This is a genomic window from Acinetobacter lwoffii, from assembly GCF_024129115.1.
In the GTDB taxonomy this organism is placed as follows: domain Bacteria; phylum Pseudomonadota; class Gammaproteobacteria; order Pseudomonadales; family Moraxellaceae; genus Acinetobacter; species Acinetobacter lwoffii_T.
The window spans coordinates 1-18673 of record NZ_JAMXXO010000010.1 but is presented as its reverse complement, the minus strand read 5'-3'; the positions used below and the strand labels follow the sequence as shown (position 1 = coordinate 18673).

Annotated in this window: 15 protein-coding genes and 2 pseudogenes; 13 read left to right on the top strand and 4 right to left on the bottom strand. The window is 43.1% G+C overall.

Features of this window, described 5'->3' with window-relative positions; translation table 11 throughout:
- Positions 1-2: 2 nt before the first annotated feature.
- Positions 3-1007: an allantoicase gene (gene alc, locus NI470_RS09070; protein ID WP_004280253.1), complete on the bottom strand. Its 1005-nt coding sequence runs from the start codon at positions 1005-1007 to the stop codon at positions 3-5.
- Positions 1008-1217: 210 nt separating this feature from the next.
- Between alc and hpxO the strand changes: the two genes are divergently transcribed.
- A complete protein-coding gene (gene hpxO, locus NI470_RS09065; protein ID WP_253148215.1) occupies positions 1218-2375 on the top strand; it encodes an FAD-dependent urate hydroxylase HpxO in 1158 nt (385 codons plus the stop codon).
- Positions 2376-2451: 76 nt separating this feature from the next.
- On the opposite strand, the gene NI470_RS09060 is transcribed toward hpxO, so the two are convergent.
- The gene (locus NI470_RS09060; RefSeq protein ID WP_253148263.1) at positions 2452-3375 is read right to left on the bottom strand and encodes a LysR family transcriptional regulator; all 924 of its coding nucleotides are present in this window, start codon (positions 3373-3375) and stop codon (positions 2452-2454) included.
- A gap of 279 nt (positions 3376-3654) precedes the next feature.
- On the opposite strand from NI470_RS09060, the gene NI470_RS09055 reads away from it, so the two are divergent.
- The 10 genes and pseudogenes from NI470_RS09055 to NI470_RS09010 all read left to right on the top strand — a co-directional run bounded on the left by NI470_RS09055 (position 3655) and on the right by NI470_RS09010 (position 15537).
- Positions 3655-4710, top strand: a complete 1056-nt coding sequence (locus tag NI470_RS09055; RefSeq protein ID WP_253148214.1) for an aromatic ring-hydroxylating oxygenase subunit alpha — start codon at positions 3655-3657, stop codon at positions 4708-4710.
- 715 nt (positions 4711-5425) lie between these two features.
- Positions 5426-6526, top strand: a complete 1101-nt coding sequence (locus NI470_RS09050; protein WP_004646914.1) for a BMP family ABC transporter substrate-binding protein — start codon at positions 5426-5428, stop codon at positions 6524-6526.
- A gap of 120 nt (positions 6527-6646) precedes the next feature.
- Entirely contained in the window at positions 6647-8248 is a 1602-nt protein-coding gene (locus tag NI470_RS09045) for an ABC transporter ATP-binding protein (protein WP_253148213.1), read from the top strand.
- A gap of 41 nt (positions 8249-8289) precedes the next feature.
- Complete coding sequence (locus NI470_RS09040; RefSeq protein ID WP_253148212.1) at positions 8290-9387, top strand: ABC transporter permease; 1098 nt, start codon at positions 8290-8292, stop codon at positions 9385-9387.
- Between the two features lie 33 nt (positions 9388-9420).
- Entirely contained in the window at positions 9421-10341 is a 921-nt protein-coding gene (locus NI470_RS09035; protein WP_004729775.1) for an ABC transporter permease, read from the top strand.
- Between the two features lie 43 nt (positions 10342-10384).
- A pseudogene (locus NI470_RS09030) lies at positions 10385-10741 on the top strand (amidohydrolase family protein); the annotation flags it as partial.
- A pseudogene (locus NI470_RS09025) lies at positions 10741-11748 on the top strand (DUF4010 domain-containing protein); the annotation flags it as partial. The pseudogenes NI470_RS09030 and NI470_RS09025, both read left to right, overlap by 1 nt.
- Positions 11749-11853: 105 nt before the next feature.
- Positions 11854-13539 carry a phosphoethanolamine transferase gene (locus NI470_RS09020; RefSeq protein WP_253148211.1) on the top strand — a complete coding sequence of 562 codons (1686 nt, stop codon included), beginning with the start codon at positions 11854-11856 and terminating at the stop codon, positions 13537-13539.
- A gap of 1 nt (position 13540) precedes the next feature.
- Positions 13541-14212, top strand: a complete 672-nt coding sequence (locus NI470_RS09015; RefSeq protein ID WP_253148210.1) for a response regulator transcription factor — start codon at positions 13541-13543, stop codon at positions 14210-14212.
- Between the two features lie 5 nt (positions 14213-14217).
- Complete coding sequence (locus tag NI470_RS09010) at positions 14218-15537, top strand: sensor histidine kinase (RefSeq protein ID WP_253148209.1); 1320 nt, start codon at positions 14218-14220, stop codon at positions 15535-15537.
- 66 nt (positions 15538-15603) lie between these two features.
- Here the strand turns inward: NI470_RS09010 and NI470_RS09005 are convergent, their stop codons facing one another.
- Both NI470_RS09005 and NI470_RS09000 read right to left on the bottom strand, forming a co-directional pair.
- Entirely contained in the window at positions 15604-16275 is a 672-nt protein-coding gene (locus NI470_RS09005) for a phosphatase PAP2 family protein (protein ID WP_253148208.1), read from the bottom strand.
- A gap of 39 nt (positions 16276-16314) precedes the next feature.
- On the bottom strand, positions 16315-16701 hold the full coding sequence (locus NI470_RS09000; protein ID WP_004729795.1) for a diacylglycerol kinase: 387 nt from the start codon (positions 16699-16701) through the stop codon (positions 16315-16317).
- A gap of 188 nt (positions 16702-16889) precedes the next feature.
- Here NI470_RS09000 and NI470_RS08995 point away from each other — a divergent pair, with 188 nt between their 5' ends.
- Both NI470_RS08995 and NI470_RS08990 read left to right on the top strand, forming a co-directional pair.
- Positions 16890-17624: a thermostable hemolysin gene (locus tag NI470_RS08995; RefSeq protein WP_253148207.1), complete on the top strand. Its 735-nt coding sequence runs from the start codon at positions 16890-16892 to the stop codon at positions 17622-17624.
- A 38-nt stretch (positions 17625-17662) separates the two neighbouring features.
- The gene (locus NI470_RS08990) at positions 17663-18415 is read left to right on the top strand and encodes an AMP-binding protein (RefSeq protein WP_253153964.1); all 753 of its coding nucleotides are present in this window, start codon (positions 17663-17665) and stop codon (positions 18413-18415) included.
- The last annotated feature ends 258 nt before the right edge of the window (positions 18416-18673 follow it).

Genomic DNA, 18673 nt, shown 5'->3' with positions numbered 1-18673 from the left:
ACTCAAGCCAATTTTCCCCAGAGACGAATCCGGCTGATGCCACCGTCCGGAATCATGTTGACACGAATATGGGAAATTTTTTCGTGTTGTAAAATTTCATTGATGTAATGATGAATATGATCCATTTGCATAGGTTGGGCTGCTAACAAAAAAGGCCAGAACATGCTTTGTGGAATGAGTTGCTCATCGGTTGCATCCTCAACATAGATGGCTTGAATAGAAACCTCTGCAGGGAAATTTCCCTTAAAATGGGCGGTATCAATTTCAATTTTCTCGATTCGGGCACTGGCGCCTAAAGCCAAAATGCACCAGTCAAATCCTGGAGCACGACGCCGTTTGGTTTCCCAGCCATCGCCCATGTTAATGCCACGTCCCGGATTAATCAGATTGCGTGGATGTCCAAAATGCGCATCGCTATAGGCAACGACACGGCCACCATGTTCTAGTGCCAAAACATCTAGCATTTGATCACTATCTTGCAGATTGATTTTTACCTGACCATAGACCTTAAAACGTGCAATCCCACCGTCAGGATAAATATTCAAACGGACATGGGTAAATATCTGCTTTGCTGAAATCTGAACAATATGATGCTGGCTGGGGCCCAAGACATTATTTTCTATAATGCTGATCCATTCTGCCTGATCAAGATTTCCATCTGGCGCATAACATGCTTGCACAGCAGCAGAGGCCGGATAATTACCGCTAAAAAAAGTCGTATCAATATCCAGTGCCTGTATTTGACCTGCAACAGCAAGTTTAATGATGGCCCAATCATAGCCCGTGTGGCGCTTGCGACGGGTTTCCCAGCCATCCATCCATTTGCCATGCTCATCAAACTTGTCTTCGATAAAGACCGGTGCCTCAAATTGCAACATGCGTTTTGCTTCAGCAAAAAACTCATCTGAACATTCAAGAATTTCTGCGCCAATTCGGGCATCTGCAAGGTTAGTTAACTGCTGTACTGGAGCAGGCAGATCAAAAATTGGAGCTAATAAGGTCGCCATCTTAAATTTCCATCATTGGTATACGTCACATGAATATGCACTTTTATAAATACAAATTTAGGTCTTCTGCCTTTATAAAAACAGGACATTGAAGGAATTTAAAAGCACAGCGTGTGCCAACTCTTGCTATTTTTTTAGTGCATTTTTTTCAGGATGGCACGTTTTTAGCATTTTAGCTGGCAATGAAGATGAAATAGCCAGGAGGAATAGATGGAGATTGCAATTATTGGGGCAGGCATGGGCGGATTAACCACAGGAATTGCACTAAAAAAGTTCGGACATCGGGTCACCATCTATGAGCAGGCAGAACAGATTTTACCTGTCGGTGCTGCAATTTCCTTGTGGTCAAACGGGGTGAAGTGTTTGAACTATCTGGGCTTAACTGAACAGGTAGCAAAGTTAGGTGGCCAGATGAATGACTTAGCCTATATCGATGGTTTGAATGGCGAGGTCATGACGCAGTTTAGTTTGGCGCCGTTAATTGAAGAAGTCGGTCAACGTCCATATCCGGTATCGCGTGCTGAATTACAAAATATGTTAATGGATGCGTTTGGCCGGCAGGATATTCAGCTCGGTAAAAAAATGGTGTCTATTGAGGATAAGGGGCAACACGTCGAAATCGGTTTTCAGGATGGCAGCACTGCCTCTGCAGCATTATTGATTGGCGCAGATGGTACCCATTCCATGACGCGTCAGTATGTATTGGGCAAACAGGTTGAACGCCGTTATGCTGGCTATGTGAACTGGAACGGACTGGTTGAGATCTCTGAAGATTTAGCGCCCGCACAGCAGTGGACCACTTTTGTCGGTGAAGGCAAACGCGCTTCACTGATGCCTGTGGCAGAGCATCGCTTTTATTTCTTCTTTGATGTGCCATTGCCCGCAGGTCTGGAGAATCAACGTTCGGAATATAAGATCTTATTAAAGCAATATTTCTCTGGCTGGTGCTCCCAGGTTCAGCGCTTAATTGACAGTATTGATGAGCAGAAAACCAATCGTGTCGAGATCCATGATATTGAGCCTTTTACCCAGTTTTATAAGGGCCGTGTGGTAATTTTAGGGGATGCAGCACATAGCACCACACCGGATATCGGGCAGGGAGGTTGCCAGGCAATGGAAGATGCGGTCTATCTGGCACGTGCCTTACAAATTAATACGCTAGGTCTGGAAGATGCCCTGAAACGTTATCAGAATAAACGCAATGAACGCGCCAATGAATTGCTGCTACGTGCACGTAAGCGTTGTGATGTCACGCATATGAAAGATGAGCAAATTACCAAAGACTGGTATGCAGACCTACGGAAAGAACAAGGCCCACATATTATGAAAGGCATTATTAGCAATATTGTGGGTAATCCATTGGATTAAGTCTAATTAATAGCATCACATATCGAGAAACCGCGATTTTAGCCATCGCGGTTTTTGTTATTTAAGTATGAAAATACTACAGTTGCTGCACCTTGCTTTTTAAGGTTTCCATTTGTTCAATCATATGTTTAATCATCAACTGGGAAACGCGTGAAATTTGGCGTTTAGGCGCCACACACAAGGCAATGGTCAGCGGATGCAGCCCTTTTTCAGAGATAGGTTTAAAGACCACTTCATCTCGCTCTACATAGGGTAAAACATCGAGATAACTAAAAATTCCAATCCCGGAATTCGCCTTAATGAGAGTATTCATCAGGCGTATATCATTCGATTCCGTTTTACGTGCAGGTATAAATTGATGATGTTTATACAATGCCTGTACATAATCATGAATAATCAGGGGTTCGGCCGGAATAAAATGGTTGTCATTCAAGGTATCTGAAAAATAAATCTTTTCTGCTTGAGCAAGAGGATGTGATTTACCCATCACAAAACCTAAAGGCAGTTCCAGAAAATGGAGGACTTCAAGGTGTTGATGAGATTTTGGATTCAGGATCAGGCCAAAATCCAGATCTGCCTCAATCACTTTTTTGGCTACGATTTCACTGTCTGCGACCCGGATATTAAAATTAATCCAGGGATAATGTTCATACATATATTGCATGGACTGCATGACAAAACCATCATTTAAGGCAGAAATTAAACCGAATTCGATGGTCCCACGCGTAAACCCCTGAATTTCATCAAAGCGAATCCGGGTTTGCTGGAATTCTTTTTGCCATTTTAAAACATCGGCATAGAGTAATTCACCCGCCAGTGTCAGTTTTAAACCATGGGGCAAACGCTCAAATAACACAATTCCCAGTTCTTCTTCAGCCAAAGCAATTTGCCGATGTACTGCAGACACGGAAATGAATAATTGATCTGCGGCCTTGCGTAAACTTCCCGTTTTCGCCACCGCGATAAAATATTCTGAAAATCGGGAAAAAGGCGTATTCATTAATTTAGTCAAGCGAAGAACCACCGTTTATTCATATCAATATTTGAGATAAACGTGTTTATGCGAGTTTTATGCCAAAGAAGGCAGCTTTAATCGGCAAATACATTTGTACATGGTTGATGTGTTCTAATTTTAAGAATGAATAGTACGAATCATTCTAATAGACAGAATGACAATAAATTAAGTAATTTCAATCATAAGCAAAGCCAAAATTGCACAGTTCTGCAATGTTCAAGGCCTGTAAAAAGAGACCATCTACAGTAAGAATATAGGTTTGATATGAACGCCATTCCAGTCATCAATTTATTCAACAAACCCTGCTATAGCCAGTTTGATGATCAGGACTGGGAAATTCTGGCTCGTCACTGGTATCCGGTTGCACGGATTCAGGACGTTTCTACCCAACCGCAACAAGTAACCCTGCTTGATGTCAAACTTGCACTGTATAAAACAGACAGTGGTGCAATTCACCTGGTTCGTGATCTCTGTCCACACCGGGGCGTACCCTTAACCAAAGGCTGGGTTTCGGGTGAAAATCTGGTCTGTCCTTATCATGGCTTACACTACAATGGCCAGGGAAAATGTATCAAAATTCCTGCACAACCCGAGCTGACCAACATTTCTGAGCGCTTTTCTCTGACCAAATTTCCAGTAGTGCAAAAATATGGCTTGATCTGGACCAGTATTTTTGACCGTGACGAAGCAAAAGCCAATTTCCCTGTTTTAGATACCTGGGAGATGCCAGATCATCAGGCAATTTTACCGCCGTTTGTGGATATTGCCGGTTCAAGTGGTCGTCAACTGGAAGGCTTTATTGATGTTGCACATTTTGCCTGGGTTCATCAGGGTTCTTTCGCCGACCCTGAAAATCAGGTTGTACCCAAATACACGACCGAACGTACAGATTACGGCCTGCATACCGAATATGTCAGCAGTGTCAGCAACTATCCACATGGTATGCAAGATCTGGCACCGGAAGGTTTTTTGTGGAAACGTGTATTTGATGTCTATCCACCGTTTTCTGCGGTGCTAACCGTACATTTCCCAGAACAGGGACAATTAAAAATTCTCAATGCCTGTTGTCCGGTCTCACACAATAAAACCCGTTTATTTGTACCACTGACACGCAACTTCGATACGACAGGAGATTTACAGGCGGTATATGACTTCAATGCACAAATCTTTGCCGAAGATCAGGACATGGTAGAAAGCCAGAAACCTGAAGAATTACCGCTCGATATTTCCATGGAAGCGCATTTTGAAGCAGATCGCTCTTCAACGACCTATCGTCGAATCTTAGCCGAGTGGGGATTAAGTAAACGTTATGTTGTCTAATATATTTTAAAATTTAAAAATATGGATTAAATTTTAAACAGAAACCCTATATTTTAATATAGTGGTTTTTATTTATATTATTTTTAAATAATAAAAATATTATTTATATTTCCTTATTCTTTGATTAAAAATGAGTAATATTGTTAAAATTTAGAAATTAAAATAAATCAATCTAGGCAAGCTTCGATTAGCGAGTTCCCACCTCTTTCAATGATGAGAGAAAATAAAAATACCTGTAGAACATCATCCTTTCGGCGTATTACAAGCTAAACCTAACTATAAAAAAACTATTAATATATTTAAATATTAATAATTTATATCTAAAAAAATCCCATTCCCTCAATGAGTCTCAATACCTGATTCTATCATCTACATTTATCTTTGCTCATGAAAAATATGAAGCTCCAATTAAAAAAGGAATGCACAAATTTAAGGCATTTTATTTTATCTCACCACTTATAAGAAAAAATAAAAAAATCCTTCCATCAAATTAAATTTTAGGGTCAATTATAAAATTATTATTTATAAATTTAATAACAGTACGCTCTTATTAAATAAAAAACAAAAATATCTTTTTAAAAACCCTATTTTTATTATTTTTTATAAAAACTGGAATGCTTATTGCTAATTATATATTGGACAGACTGAGCGCATTTGAGTGAAGTCATTTTAAAGCATGTGTTGTATGACACAGAACAACCAAGAGCAGAATAGAATGAAAGAAAAAAATAGCTTGAAAACCGGATTGAAAAAATTGGTAGGGGTGTTAATGGCAAGCGGTGTAATGAGCATGGCCGCTGTCGCGAATGTTCAGGCCCAAGATAAAGCCGCGTTTGTTTATATTGGTCCAACCAGCGACCATGGCTGGACTTATTCTCATGATCAAGGCCGGATTAAGGCTGAAAAAACCCTCGCAGGAAAATATAAAACCTCTTATATCGAAAATGTCCCTGAAACAGCAGATGCCGAACGTGTGATCCGCAACCTGGCACAACAAGGCAATAAAGTCATTTTTGCGACTTCGTTTGGTTATATGAATGCAATGGAGAAAGTATCCAAGCAATTTCCCAATACAGTATTTATGCATGCAACCGGTTATAAGCAGGGCAAAAACTTAGGGGTCTACGATGTCCGTACCTATGAAGGTGCTTATATGCTGGGTGTGGTCGCAGGGCAAAAAACCAAAAATAATGTTTTGGGTGTAGTTGCGTCTTTTCCGATTCCTGAAGTTATCCGTAATATCAATGCCTATACCCTCGGTGCACAAAGTGTAAATCCAAAAATTAAAACCAAAGTCATTTGGGTGAATTCATGGTTTAACCCGGGCAAAGAACGTGATGCAGCCTTGGCTTTGATTGCTCAAAGCGCAGATGTGCTGATGCAAAATACCGATTCTCCAGCAGTGGTACAGGCGGCTGAACAAAAAGGTGTCTTTGCTTTTGGCTGGGATTCTGACATGAGCAAATTTGGCCCTAAAGCGCATCTTGCTGCATCGGTTTTACATTGGGAAAAAATTTATACTCCGGTAATGACGCAAGTCAGCAAGAAAACCTGGAAACCAAGTGCAATGTGGTATGGCGTAAAACAAAAAGCCGTCGATATCGAAAGCTTTGGTCCTTCAGTGTCGGCAGCCTCTAAAGCAAAAGCGCTCAGCGTACGTGATGGCATTTTAAAAGGCACACTGCATCCATTTACCGGCCCGATTCATAAACAGGATGGCACATTGGTCTTGGCAAAGGGCAAGCGCCTAGATGATGCGGCACTAAGCAAAATGAATTACTACGTGAAGGGCGTAGAGGGTTCATTACCGAAATAAAGCTTTGTCATTTTGCAATTCAAAAAACTTTAAATACTTTGATGTACTTTCCCGCATCCATCTGAATGCCTGCACGCTTCAGATGGATGCCGCACTGTCACAGCATTGAATAGGGCACTGATGATGACCTCTCAACACGATAGATCTGCTCATGCGCAAGAGTTGAACGCACGTTCTTCTTCAGGTGTACCGCGTTTACAGCTCATCAATATCTGTAAAAGTTACAATTCATTGAAAGCGAATGACCAGATACATTTAACCGTTCAACCTGGGCAAATTCATGCCATTGTGGGTGAAAATGGTGCTGGCAAAAGTACCCTGATGAAAATCATTTATGGGGCAACCAAGGCCAATCAAGGACAAATCCTCTGGAACGGTAAAGAAGTTCATATTGATAACCCGTCGATGGCAAGAAAACTCGGGATTGGCATGGTCTATCAGCATTTCTCTTTATTTGAAACCTTGACCGTGGTGGAAAATATTTTGCTGGGACTGGATGAAAAGATTCATTTAAAAGTCCTGAGCCAAAAAATTATTGAAGTTTCAGAACAATATGGTTTACCCATTGATCCACGCCGCGAAGTACATTCTTTATCGGTAGGTGAGCGGCAACGTGTCGAAATTATTCGCTGCCTTTTGCAAAATCCCGCTTTAATCATTTTAGATGAACCGACTTCAGTATTGACACCACAAGCGGTACGGCAACTGTTTAAAACTTTACGGTTATTGGCCTCCCAAGGCGTTTCAATTTTATATATCAGTCATAAATTACACGAGATCAAAGAACTCTGTGATGAAGCGACCATCTTACGCAATGGCCGTGTCACCGGAAATGTTAATCCCAAAGACAACAGTACCAGTGATTTAGCACGCTTAATGATTGGCCGTGATTTACCGACCTATGTACGCCCTGAATATACAGGTGAAAAACAGATATTATTCCAGGTTGAGAATCTCAATTACCAGTCCGACGACCCATTTGGTGTGTCGCTGAAAAATATCAATTTAAATATTTTTGCCGGTGAAATTGTAGGAATTGCCGGGATTTCTGGCAATGGGCAAGCAGAATTACTGTCTTTATTGTCGGGTGAAAATAGCCTGAAACATGGCCGGATGGTTCTGGATCAAATCGATATTTCCCGATTCAGTTCTGGACAACGGCGTGATTTGGGCCTGGGCTTTGTCCCTGAAGAACGTCTGGGCCGAGGAGCAGTCCCGAACATGACACTGTCCCAGAATGCCTTGCTGACCGCATTTCGGCAGAACCTGACGCAATGGGGATTAATCAAGTTTGCACAATGTAAGCTTTTTGCCGAGCACTGTATTGAAAAATTCGGGGTGAAAGCCAGTGGCCCAGAGGCAGAAGCACGTTCCTTGTCCGGTGGAAATCTACAAAAATTTATTGTCGGCCGGGAAATTTTGCAAAACCCGAAATTCCTGATTGTGGCTCAACCGACCTGGGGCGTTGATGTGGGCGCGTCCATGTTTATCCGGCAAACCCTGATTGATCTCTCTCGACAAGGTGTTGCCATTTTGGTGATTTCAGAAGAATTAGAAGAGCTGTTTGAAATCAGTGATCGTCTCTGCGTGTTGGCCAATGGTGAACTATCTCCAGCGATACCTACTCATGAAACCAATACTGAAAATGTTGGAATCTTGATGTCAGGCATTCCAGGCCATGACACTGCGATCATAGTAGAGGAGCAGCAAGCTCATGCTTAATATAACAAAAAAACAAATATACAGGTTGAGAGGAGAGCGACATGCATTTACTGGAACCGCGTGAACATCCCTCTCAAATCATGAAGTGGCTTTCACCGCTCATTGCGCTGCTAGCCATGCTGATTGTCGGTAGTATTCTGTTTTTAATGTTGGGGATTAATCCCGCGCAAGCCATGTACATCTTCTTTATTGAACCGCTGACGTCGTCTTATGGCTGGAGTGAACTGGCAGTGAAAGCCGGGCCTCTGATTCTGATTGCCTTGGGACTGGCGGTCGGATTCCGGGCGAAATTATTCAATATCGGTGCTGAAGGTCAGCTTACCATCGGGGCAATTTTTGGTGGTGGTATTGCGATTTTATTTCATGATCAAATCGGTTGGTGGATTCTTCCGTTAATGATCGTCATGGGGGCACTCGGTGGGGCACTCTGGGGCGCAATTCCTGCCTTGCTGAAAACCCATTTTAATGCCGAAGAAACCCTGACCACCCTGATGATGAATTATGTTGCAGTATGTGTGTTGCTATACCTGGTCAATGGTCCCTGGCGTGATCCGGATGGGATGAACTTCCCTCAATCGGTGGTTTTTAGTGAGAGTGCAACGCTGCCATTTATTGTAGAAGGCACACGCATTAATGCCTCTATTTTTATCACTTTTTTTGCAGTCCTTCTGTTCTGGGTTTTTATGCGTAAAAGTCTGACGGCCTATAAACTGGAAGTCAGCGGTCAGGCACCTTTAGCTGCCAAATACGCAGGTTTTTCTTCCTCCAAAGCGATCTGGATGAGTCTGGTGATTTCCGGAATGATGGCAGGTATTGCCGGAATCTGTGAAGTGGCTGGACCTATTGGTCAGCTGAATCCGAACCTGTCCCCAGGTTATGGCTATGCAGCGATTATCGTGGCCTATCTAGGGCGTTTAAACCCCATCGGTATTGTGCTGTCAGGCTGTTTTATGGCGCTGATTTATCTGGGCGGTGAAATGGCACAAATGCAGCTACAGCTTCCGGTCGCGATTACCGGTATTTTCCAGGGGCTGCTGTTGTTTTTCCTGCTGGCTTCCGATGCATTAATTGAAAACCGTTACCGGTTTAGCAAAAAAATGGCGTCACCGGTCCCTCAGCCCACAGCAACTACCCTTTAACCCAATGTTGTCTACAGCAAAAGGAAGCATGATATGGCTTTAGAAATAACTGCAATTCTTGCAGGTACTGTTGCAGCAGCAACACCCCTGATTTTCGCAGGTCTGGGGGAATTGGTCACACAGCGGACTGGTGTGATTAATCTTGGAGTAGAAGGGATGATGCTGGTCGGTGCAATTGCAGGTTTTGCTTTTGCTGCGCAATATGATGCCAGTGTATTAAGTGCCTTATTGATGGGTGGTCTGGCAGGCATGCTGATGGCCCTGATTTTTGCCTTTTTTACCTTGTCTTTAAGTACCAATCAATCCGCGTGCGGTTTGGCTTTAACCATTTTTGGACTCGGTATCTCTGCATTTTTGGGACAGAACTACGTCAGTATGGCTTTACCGGGTCTGGCTAATTTTAATATTCCACTATTAGCGGATATTCCAGTATTGGGTCCGATTTTGTTCCAGCAAAACTATGTGGTTTATCTGTCAATCTTGGTCTTCTTTCTGGTGTGGTTTGTCTTGGCCAAAACCCGTTTGGGCTTATTGCTTAAAGCAGTCGGAGAATCACCGGAAAGTGCGCATGCCATGGGTTATCACGTTTTGGCGATTCGTTATGGCGCAGTGCTATTTGGCGGTTTGATGGCAGGGGTTGGCGGAGCATTTTTATCGACCGTATATACCCCGATGTGGATTGAAAATATGGTGGCAGGCCGCGGCTGGATTGCCATTGCACTGGTAGTATTTGCGGTGTGGAAACCAACACGTTTAATGCTCGGCGCTTACCTGTTTGGGGGCGTAACCATTTTGCAATTTCACGCCCAGGCGCTTGGAATCAAGGTGCCGAACGAGCTGCTTGCCGCATTGCCCTATATAGCCACCATTGTGGTACTGGTCATGATTTCACGGAATAAAAAAGTACTCAAAATGAATTTACCATCTTCTTTAGGCAAAACCTTCGTGCCATAACCGCAGCCATTCATCATAAATAGAATAGATTTGAGTATAAATCATGAAAATTTTAACAGCTTCCTATGTCCTTACCATGAATGCGCAGAATGAATGTATTAAAAATGGCGCGATACTGATTGAGGGCGACCAAATAAAAGCAGTGGGTACATTGGCACAGTTAACTCAATGCTATCCAGAGGTGCTCATTGAAGATTACCCACAAAAGATCCTGATGCCGGGCTTGATCAATACCCATTGTCATTCCGGTTTATTGCGTGGTACGGCTGAAGGATTACCGGTTTGGGATTGGTTACAGCAGTATATTGACCCGATGCACCGGGTGTTGACACCAGAGGATGCGAAAATCGCCTCCTATTTATGTTATGCCGAGGCACTATTGTCGGGAACGACCACCATCAGAAGCAGGATATCGGCTCTACCACTGAACTGGCTTTTTTGATGACCTATATCATTGGCGCTATTTGTGTGTGGAATATCCCACTTGCTGCAGGGATGGCGGTTCTACTTACGATCATCCTGATGGGCAAACAGACACTGCATCAATTTGCTGGAAAAACGATCCAAAGCTATGAGTTAAGAGATGGGCTACTTTTATTGGCTTTGATATTGATTGCGTTGCCGGTCATGCCCAATAAGCCCTTGTGGGGCGCTGTACTGAATCCCTATATCATCCTGAAACTACTCATTTTAATCTTGATTGTGCAGTCCATGGCACATGTGGCAAAACGAATCCTGTCCAATGATAAGGCCCTTATTTTATCTGCCTTAGCCTCGGGATTTGTCTCCAGTACGGCTACAATTGCCAGTTTGGGCATGCAAGTCCGATCCGGGCGGGTCAGTGCTAAATTAAATGCAGGTGCGGGATTAATCTCCTGTATTGCCACCTTATTACAGCTTTTGCTGATTGTTCTGGGAGTGAGCGTAGAGTGGTTCAAGTTCCTGCTGATTCCGAGTTTGGTGGGCATCGGAATTTTATGTATTGCTGCCGGATTCTTGATTTATCGAACTCCCCAAGCGGATAACAGTACGACCATCAATGAAATACAAGAAATTGATAGCCGAATGTTCAGTATCAAAGAAGCGGTGATTATTGCGGTCAGTTTGACCTTAATCCAGGCTGGGATTTACGGCGCGAATCTTTTACTGGGAGATAGCGGCTTAATCTTAGGTACTTTTTTAGCCTCTTTATTTGAAGTGCATGCTGCTGTAGCAGGTGTAGTGATACAGGGAAATCCTCATAACCTGACTTTAATTTATGCTGTCATGATTGGACTTGCGGCACATGCGGTGTCTAAAAGTATCAATTCTTTTGTGACTGGGGGATGGAAGTTTTTTCTGTATTTTGCGCCTAGCCAAATTCTACATATGTTAGGGCTTATCTTTATTCTTCTGAGTTTGAAATAAAAGGGAGCTGGTTTGCATATATTATAAAATGATCCAGTCATTTTAAGCCATTTTTAAGTTTTAGATTCTAGGCTAAAGCATCTTAAAGTCTTTGAGCCACGGATCATGCTGAAGCTGTTTTCCCATTCGTCTTTTTTTAGTCAGCGACCTAAAAATTCGATTAGTCTTTCAGGCTTCAACATGTTGCTGGCTATTTGGCTAGGACTGATCCTAAACTTTGCTTTCTATCAGAAAATCCATGAATTTACGCCTTATGCCAATCTAAAAGCAGGTCTGTTACTGGCCGCTACGGCACTGATCATTATTGCGTTTTACAATCTGGTACTACAGTGGCTGAACTGGAAATGGAACGCCAAAATACTGGCCAGTGTCCTGATCATTCTGGGTGGTTTTAGTGCTTATTTTGTCAATAGTCTGGGGGGCGTTATTACTCCGGATCAGATCCAGAATATGCTGCAAACCGATGCCCGCGAAGTTCGTGATCTCTGGTCAATGCGACTGGTCATCTGGACACTGGGGTTTGTAATATTTCCACTCGGCATCGTCTGGATGCTTCAAATTCAGCCTGTATCGCTGGGGCGTAAAATCTTACAAAAAGGCTTGAGCAGTGTAGTCTCACTCGGACTGATTCTAGGCTTATTGTTCTGTTTCTATGTCGATTATGCTGCTATCTTCCGCGAGCATCGTGATCTGAAGGGAATGCTTTCTCCACAAAACAGCATCGCGTCTACCTTGTCCTATTATAAAAAGAAAGCACCTAAAGCAAATTTGCCTTTGGTGACTTTTGGCGAAGATGCACATCTGCTACAGCAGGCTCAAATGCAGGAGCATCCCAAATTAATGGTGCTGGTAGTGGGAGAAACTGCACGTGCCGAGAGTTTTGCCTTAAATGGCTATGCGCGTAATACTAATCCTGAACTGAGCAAGTTAGCGGTGATTAATTTCAATCAGGTCAGCTCTTGCGGAACTGCAACAGCCGTTTCAGTCCCGTGTATGTTTTCGGGCATGTCACGTGAAACCTATGATGAACAGCTAGCCAGCCACCGTGAAGGTTTGCTGGATATTGTCCAGCGCGCCGGTTATCAGGTGACATGGATTGATAATAACTCAGGCTGTAAAGGCGCCTGTGACCGAGTACAAAAATATCAGATTCCGACGCAACTGAAACAGAAGTGGTGTGATGCTGGTGGTGAATGTTTTGATGAAATCCTGGTGGATAGCCTGAAAGATTATCTGGCGCATCTGGATAAAAACAACCCGAAACCACAATTAATTGTACTGCATCAGATGGGCAGTCATGGCCCCGCATATTTCAAGCGTTCCAAAACGCCGTATCAACCATTTCAACCAACCTGTAAGACCAATGCCATTCAGGGCTGTAGTACAGAAGAATTAAAGAATAGTTATGATAATTCGATTGTATATACAGACCACGTCCTAGCCCAGATCATTGAAATTTTAAAGCAGCAGGAACAGTATCAGACCGGTTTCTGGTACCTGTCTGATCATGGAGAATCCACCGGAGAGCATGGTTTATACCTGCATGGTGCACCTTATAGTATGGCGCCGACCCAGCAAACCCATGTCCCGATGCTGATGTGGTTCTCCGATGCCTGGAAGCAGCAGAATACCCAGCAGGTCAGCTGTCTCAAAGGACAGACCGAACAGGCCCGTAGTCAGGATCATCTTTTCCCCAGCTTATTAAGCTTGCTGGATATAAAAACGCAAGTGATTGAAGCTAAAAATGATATGCTTGCACAATGCTCACCATCCTTAAAGAACAGAGCTTGAAATGCATAAAATACTAATTATTGAAGACGACTTTATGATTGCCGAGTCGACTGAAACATTGCTCAAGCTGCATCAGTTTGATGTGCATTGGGTCAATAATGGGATTGAGGGTTTAAAACAGTTACAGCAGCAGGTCTACGATATTGTCCTGCTCGATTTAGGCTTGCCGATGATGGATGGCATGCTGGTGCTAAAAAATATCCGGCAGAAGTTTCCGAATTTACCGGTGCTGATTATCTCCGCCCGGGATCAGTTACAAAACCGGGTGGATGGGCTGAATCAGGGAGCAGATGACTATTTAATCAAGCCTTATGAATTTGACGAGTTGCTGGCCCGTATTCATGCCTTAATACGCCGTAGTGGTTTAAAAAATACCGGGATAGATACGAATAAGAAATTATCACACAGCGGGCTGGAACTGGACCTGGAACAGCACATTGCATGCTTTAATGATGAACCGATCGAGTTATCTAATCGGGAATGGTCTATTCTCACTGCACTCCTCATGCATCCTAGCAAAATTTTTTCTAAAAACGATTTAGAAGACAAGCTTTATGATTTTGATAGTGATGTAAGCAGTAATACGGTAGAAGTTTATATCCATCATCTGCGGGCAAAATTAGGAAAAGACTTCATACGTACCATACGTGGGCTAGGGTATCGCTTAGGATGAGCACCATGCAAAAACGTTATTCCTTGCAAAAACGTCTGGTTATTTATATTTCATTATTTAGCGTGGTACTGGGCTGTGTGCTAATCTTTGCAGCATACCGGATTGCGCTCGAAGAAATTAATGAAGTACTGGATAAACAGATGCAAAGTCTGGCAGAGCGCATTTCAGAAAATCATCCGCAACCCTTACAAAGCCAAATTGATCTGGCAAAACAATACAGTGAAGAAGATTTATTTGTAGATATCTGGTCCTATACAGATACAGCCACTTCCTTCCATCCGCAGGATGTTCTGGTGGCACCGGTCAGGAAAGCAGGTTTCTACAAGCATCAAACGCCATATGGAACCTGGTTAACTTATATTATTCCTGGTAAGCAATTACAGATTCAGGTGAGCCAGCAGCAAAATGTCCGGCAGGAACTGGCGTTGGAACTGGCAGCCAATATGTTTCTTCCTTATGTGCTTTTTTTACCTTTTGCAGTATTTGGCTTAGGCTGGATGATCCGGAAAAATTTTCAGCCCCTTAATGATTTTAAAACTGAATTGGCCAGCCGCAAGGCACAAGACTTAAAGCCAATTGCAATGAAAGATTATCCCTTAGAGCTGGAACCGACCATTCAGGAAATGAATTATTTGTTTGGTCGCATTTCTCTGGCCCAACAGGAACAACGTCAATTTGTAGCAGATTCTGCCCATGAATTACGCACGCCACTGACGGCTTTGAATTTACAGGTACAAATTTTGCTACAGCAGTTTCCGCAGAGCGAGTCTATCCATAATTTGAGCCAAGGCATTTTGCGTATGCAGCATCTGGTCAACCAGTTATTAAGTCTGGCCAAACAGGATGTGACCGAAGGTTTGAGTGAGCCTGTTCAATTGTTATCACTGAATCAGATGACAGTCACCTGTATCGAAGAACTGATTCAACTAGCGCTACAAAAAGAGATTGATTTAGGGGTAGAGCAGCAGCAGGAACTGTTGATTCAGGGCCAAGCCTCGGCCTTGCACTCGATTATTTATAATTTAATTGATAATGCGATTAAATATAGTCCGAAGGATGGCGTGATTAATGTGTCGATTTTCCAGCAAGGCCATCAGGCAGTTTTACAGATTGAAGACAGTGGTGCAGGGATAGATCCCGCTCAATTCAATCAGATCCGGCAACGCTTCTACCGGATACATAACCATGCAGAAATTGGCAGCGGTTTGGGTTTATCCATTGTAGATAAAGCCACCGAGCGCTTGGGTGGAACACTAGAATTTTCGCGAAGTGTCAATCTGATTGGCCTTTGTGTACAGGTCAAGTTTCCTTTGGCCAAAGCCTAAGCAAATAGGCTTCTAGTTTTTGGAGTTAAGGTTGCCTGATACTAGAGCGTATAGGAGTGGTCTTTTCTATTGGGGGAGTTTGTGGCTAAACAGCGTATAGCCAATGACATTCATGCACCAGATAATCCAGCCAGTCCAAAGGTTATGACTCAGGAAATGTGCACCGCGCATCATTTGTGCCCAGCCCATGGCCAACCCTAAAATTACTGCAGCGATCAGAAGAAAATAAGCACGCTTGCGGTTAGAAATGCGATAAACAAAATAGCCGGCCATTAACGCAAAACCACTAGATGCATGCCCGCCAGGAAAACAGTGGCCTGCAGTGGCACTAAAATCCCACAAAATCCCATTATGGGTAGGTATGGTCATATCCCAGGGACAGGCATGGGCTGACTGGGATTTTAAAATTCCGATCGAGGCTGTGGTCAGCACTACCATGCTAAAAAAATAGCCAAATTCCCAGCGCCGTATATACCAGTTCTGCCATTTCAGTGATGCCAACCAGCCCAGTAATAATGTGATATACACTAGAATCAGCAGGTCTTTCACATAGCGATGATTGAGTTCTGCCAGTGCCCATTGTTTTCGAAGGGGAAATTGACCCTGATCATCGATAAAGGGATAGATGAGTTGTAAGTCCAGTACTCCTCCAATGTCAAAGAAGTTGAGAAGAATCAAAAAACTGAAGATCAAAAGTAAAGTTTGGGTCAGTAAAAACCGGGAACGGTCAGTGATCATTTTTAAGTTGTCCATTTCAGGCAGTAGCAAGAGCAGAGGTCAAATCAAATGACCAGCCAAAATGATGCCCCAGGTCAGGGCAATTAAACTAAGTGCTACAAACTGAGCCGCACTGCCCATATCCTTGGCATTTTTAGACAGTTCATGCCGTTCCATGGAAATACGATCTACCACTGCCTCTATCGCTGAGTTAATCAGTTCAATGATCAACGCCAGTAGGCATACGGCGACCATCAGCGCTTGCTCAGCTGGACTAACCGGCATCCAAAAACTTAGAGGAATCAAAATAAGGTTGATCAGCAGAATTTGCCGGAAGGCAGCCTCATTTTGAAAGGCGGTTTTAAAACCAGCCAGGGAATAACGGGTCGCATTAAAAATACGCTGCGTTCCTGAGGTGCCTTTATAAGGTGATCGGTAGGAAGACATAAAGCAGATTCAGTCAATAGAGAGATAGGAACAACTTAAATTTTCAATCTTAAAATGCTCTTAAAAAAACCGGCCGTTCTCTGGATTTTTTATACACATAGCTTTTACATTCTTTTGCACAAAATTAAGAATTTTTTAAGTTTGGACTTCTATCTTGAGTAGCAAGTTAATTTCGTGGTGTGAGCCAAATGATCAAGTTTAGTTTTGATCCTTATTTATCTAGTCAGATTCACTTTCTAAATACATATTTCAAGCAGCCTGAATATAAAAAACAAATCAATCACAATAAATTTTTACTACAAGTACCTCCGGCGTATCCGGTAATTTCAGCACAGGATCAATCGCTACATTTGACGGTCAAAACTGTAGAACAAAGCGAGACACCTGAACGCCGTAGCCTGGAACATTTTATTCAGGAAAAATATCAGCAAGTCCATCAGGCCACTGTATCGAGCTTCTCTTCAACCCTGTTTGCCGGTTATCACGGAGCCGAGATGCAGGTGGTGATTGGTATGCAGCATTTAAATCAATTTAATGCCTTTCTGGAACAGTATCTCGATGAACCCGTTGAAAACATATTAAGCAAACTGAGCCAGACCAGGGTCAGCCGAGACAAAGTAGTAGAAATTGGCAATCTGACAGCACTAGATATGGACAAAGCCAAACTGATGGTGTCCTTTCTGGTTTTTCATCTCTCGCAGCAACACATCGAATGGGCAGTATGTACCGGAACAACTGCAGTACGTTATGTGTTGCAACAGATGGGATTACGTTTTTATGTGCTTGAAAAGGCTGATCCGCAAGTCCTTGGAGAGGCACAACGCCTGTGGGGCAGTTATTACCAGCAGAAACCTTATGTGCTGGCGATTGATGTGGCAGAAGCCCTACAAGTCGCTCGTCAACTTTATCAATTTAGTCATTAAAGCATTTTGCTTGATCAGCGAGGCACAGAATTTAAATGATGACTGCTTTATTTGAACGTATCAACCTGCAAGCACGACAATATCCGCAACGAGAAGCGGTAGTCACCGCACAGGCAACACTCAGCTATGCGGAGCTACAGCAGCGGGTAGAATTATTGAGTGCCAGTTTCAAGCAGCTTAATCTGCGCCATCTGGCCTTGTGGGGCATAAATAGTATAGACTGGATTGTAGTCGATCTTGCCGCACAAAAAGCCGGCATGACCGTGATTCCGGTGCCTCTGTTTTTTACTGCAGCGCAGGTACGGCATCTGCTTTCCGACAGCCGAACCGAGCTGCTCTGTATTCTGGATGAATCTTTCTCTGCACCAGAATGGCTGTTAAATCTGGCTCAAGACATGAGTAGAGATGAGATTTCCATTACTGGCCAGCTACATGCACGCTTTTTTCAGCTAGAGCAGGCAGTACAGTATTCATCTTCTTTACAAACCCAGCAACCGGCAAAAATCACCTATACCTCGGGCAGTACCGGGACACCGAAAGGCGTGTGTCTGGCTGAAGACACCATTGAGTCTATTACTCATTCACTGAGCCAGGCACTGGCCAGCAGTCAGCTCGGACGGCATTTGTGCCTGATTCCATTTGCCACCTTATTAGAAAATATTGCCGGCATTTATGTCGCACTGAGCATGGGACGCGCCGTAATTGTTGGCGAGGTGAGCCAGTTTGGCCTGACATCTAATCATACTTTTGAGACAGAGCGGTTTGTAAATGCAGTGCAGAGCGTCTGCTAAATCCCACAATAAAGTATCAGCCCAGTTTTATTGGGCTGGACTGATTAATTCAATTTTCTTCTAAAAATTTCAAAATTCACTTTTATGGACAAGGAAGATATGAACTTATGGTTAAGTGTATCTTATTTAACTAGTATTTAACATAATATACATTATACGAAATCAGTGTGTTAGAACCCATTTAAAGTGTCTATATTCTCACCAATAAAAATGTCTGGTTTATGATGGTTTTTATCACCATGGACTGGATATAAAATA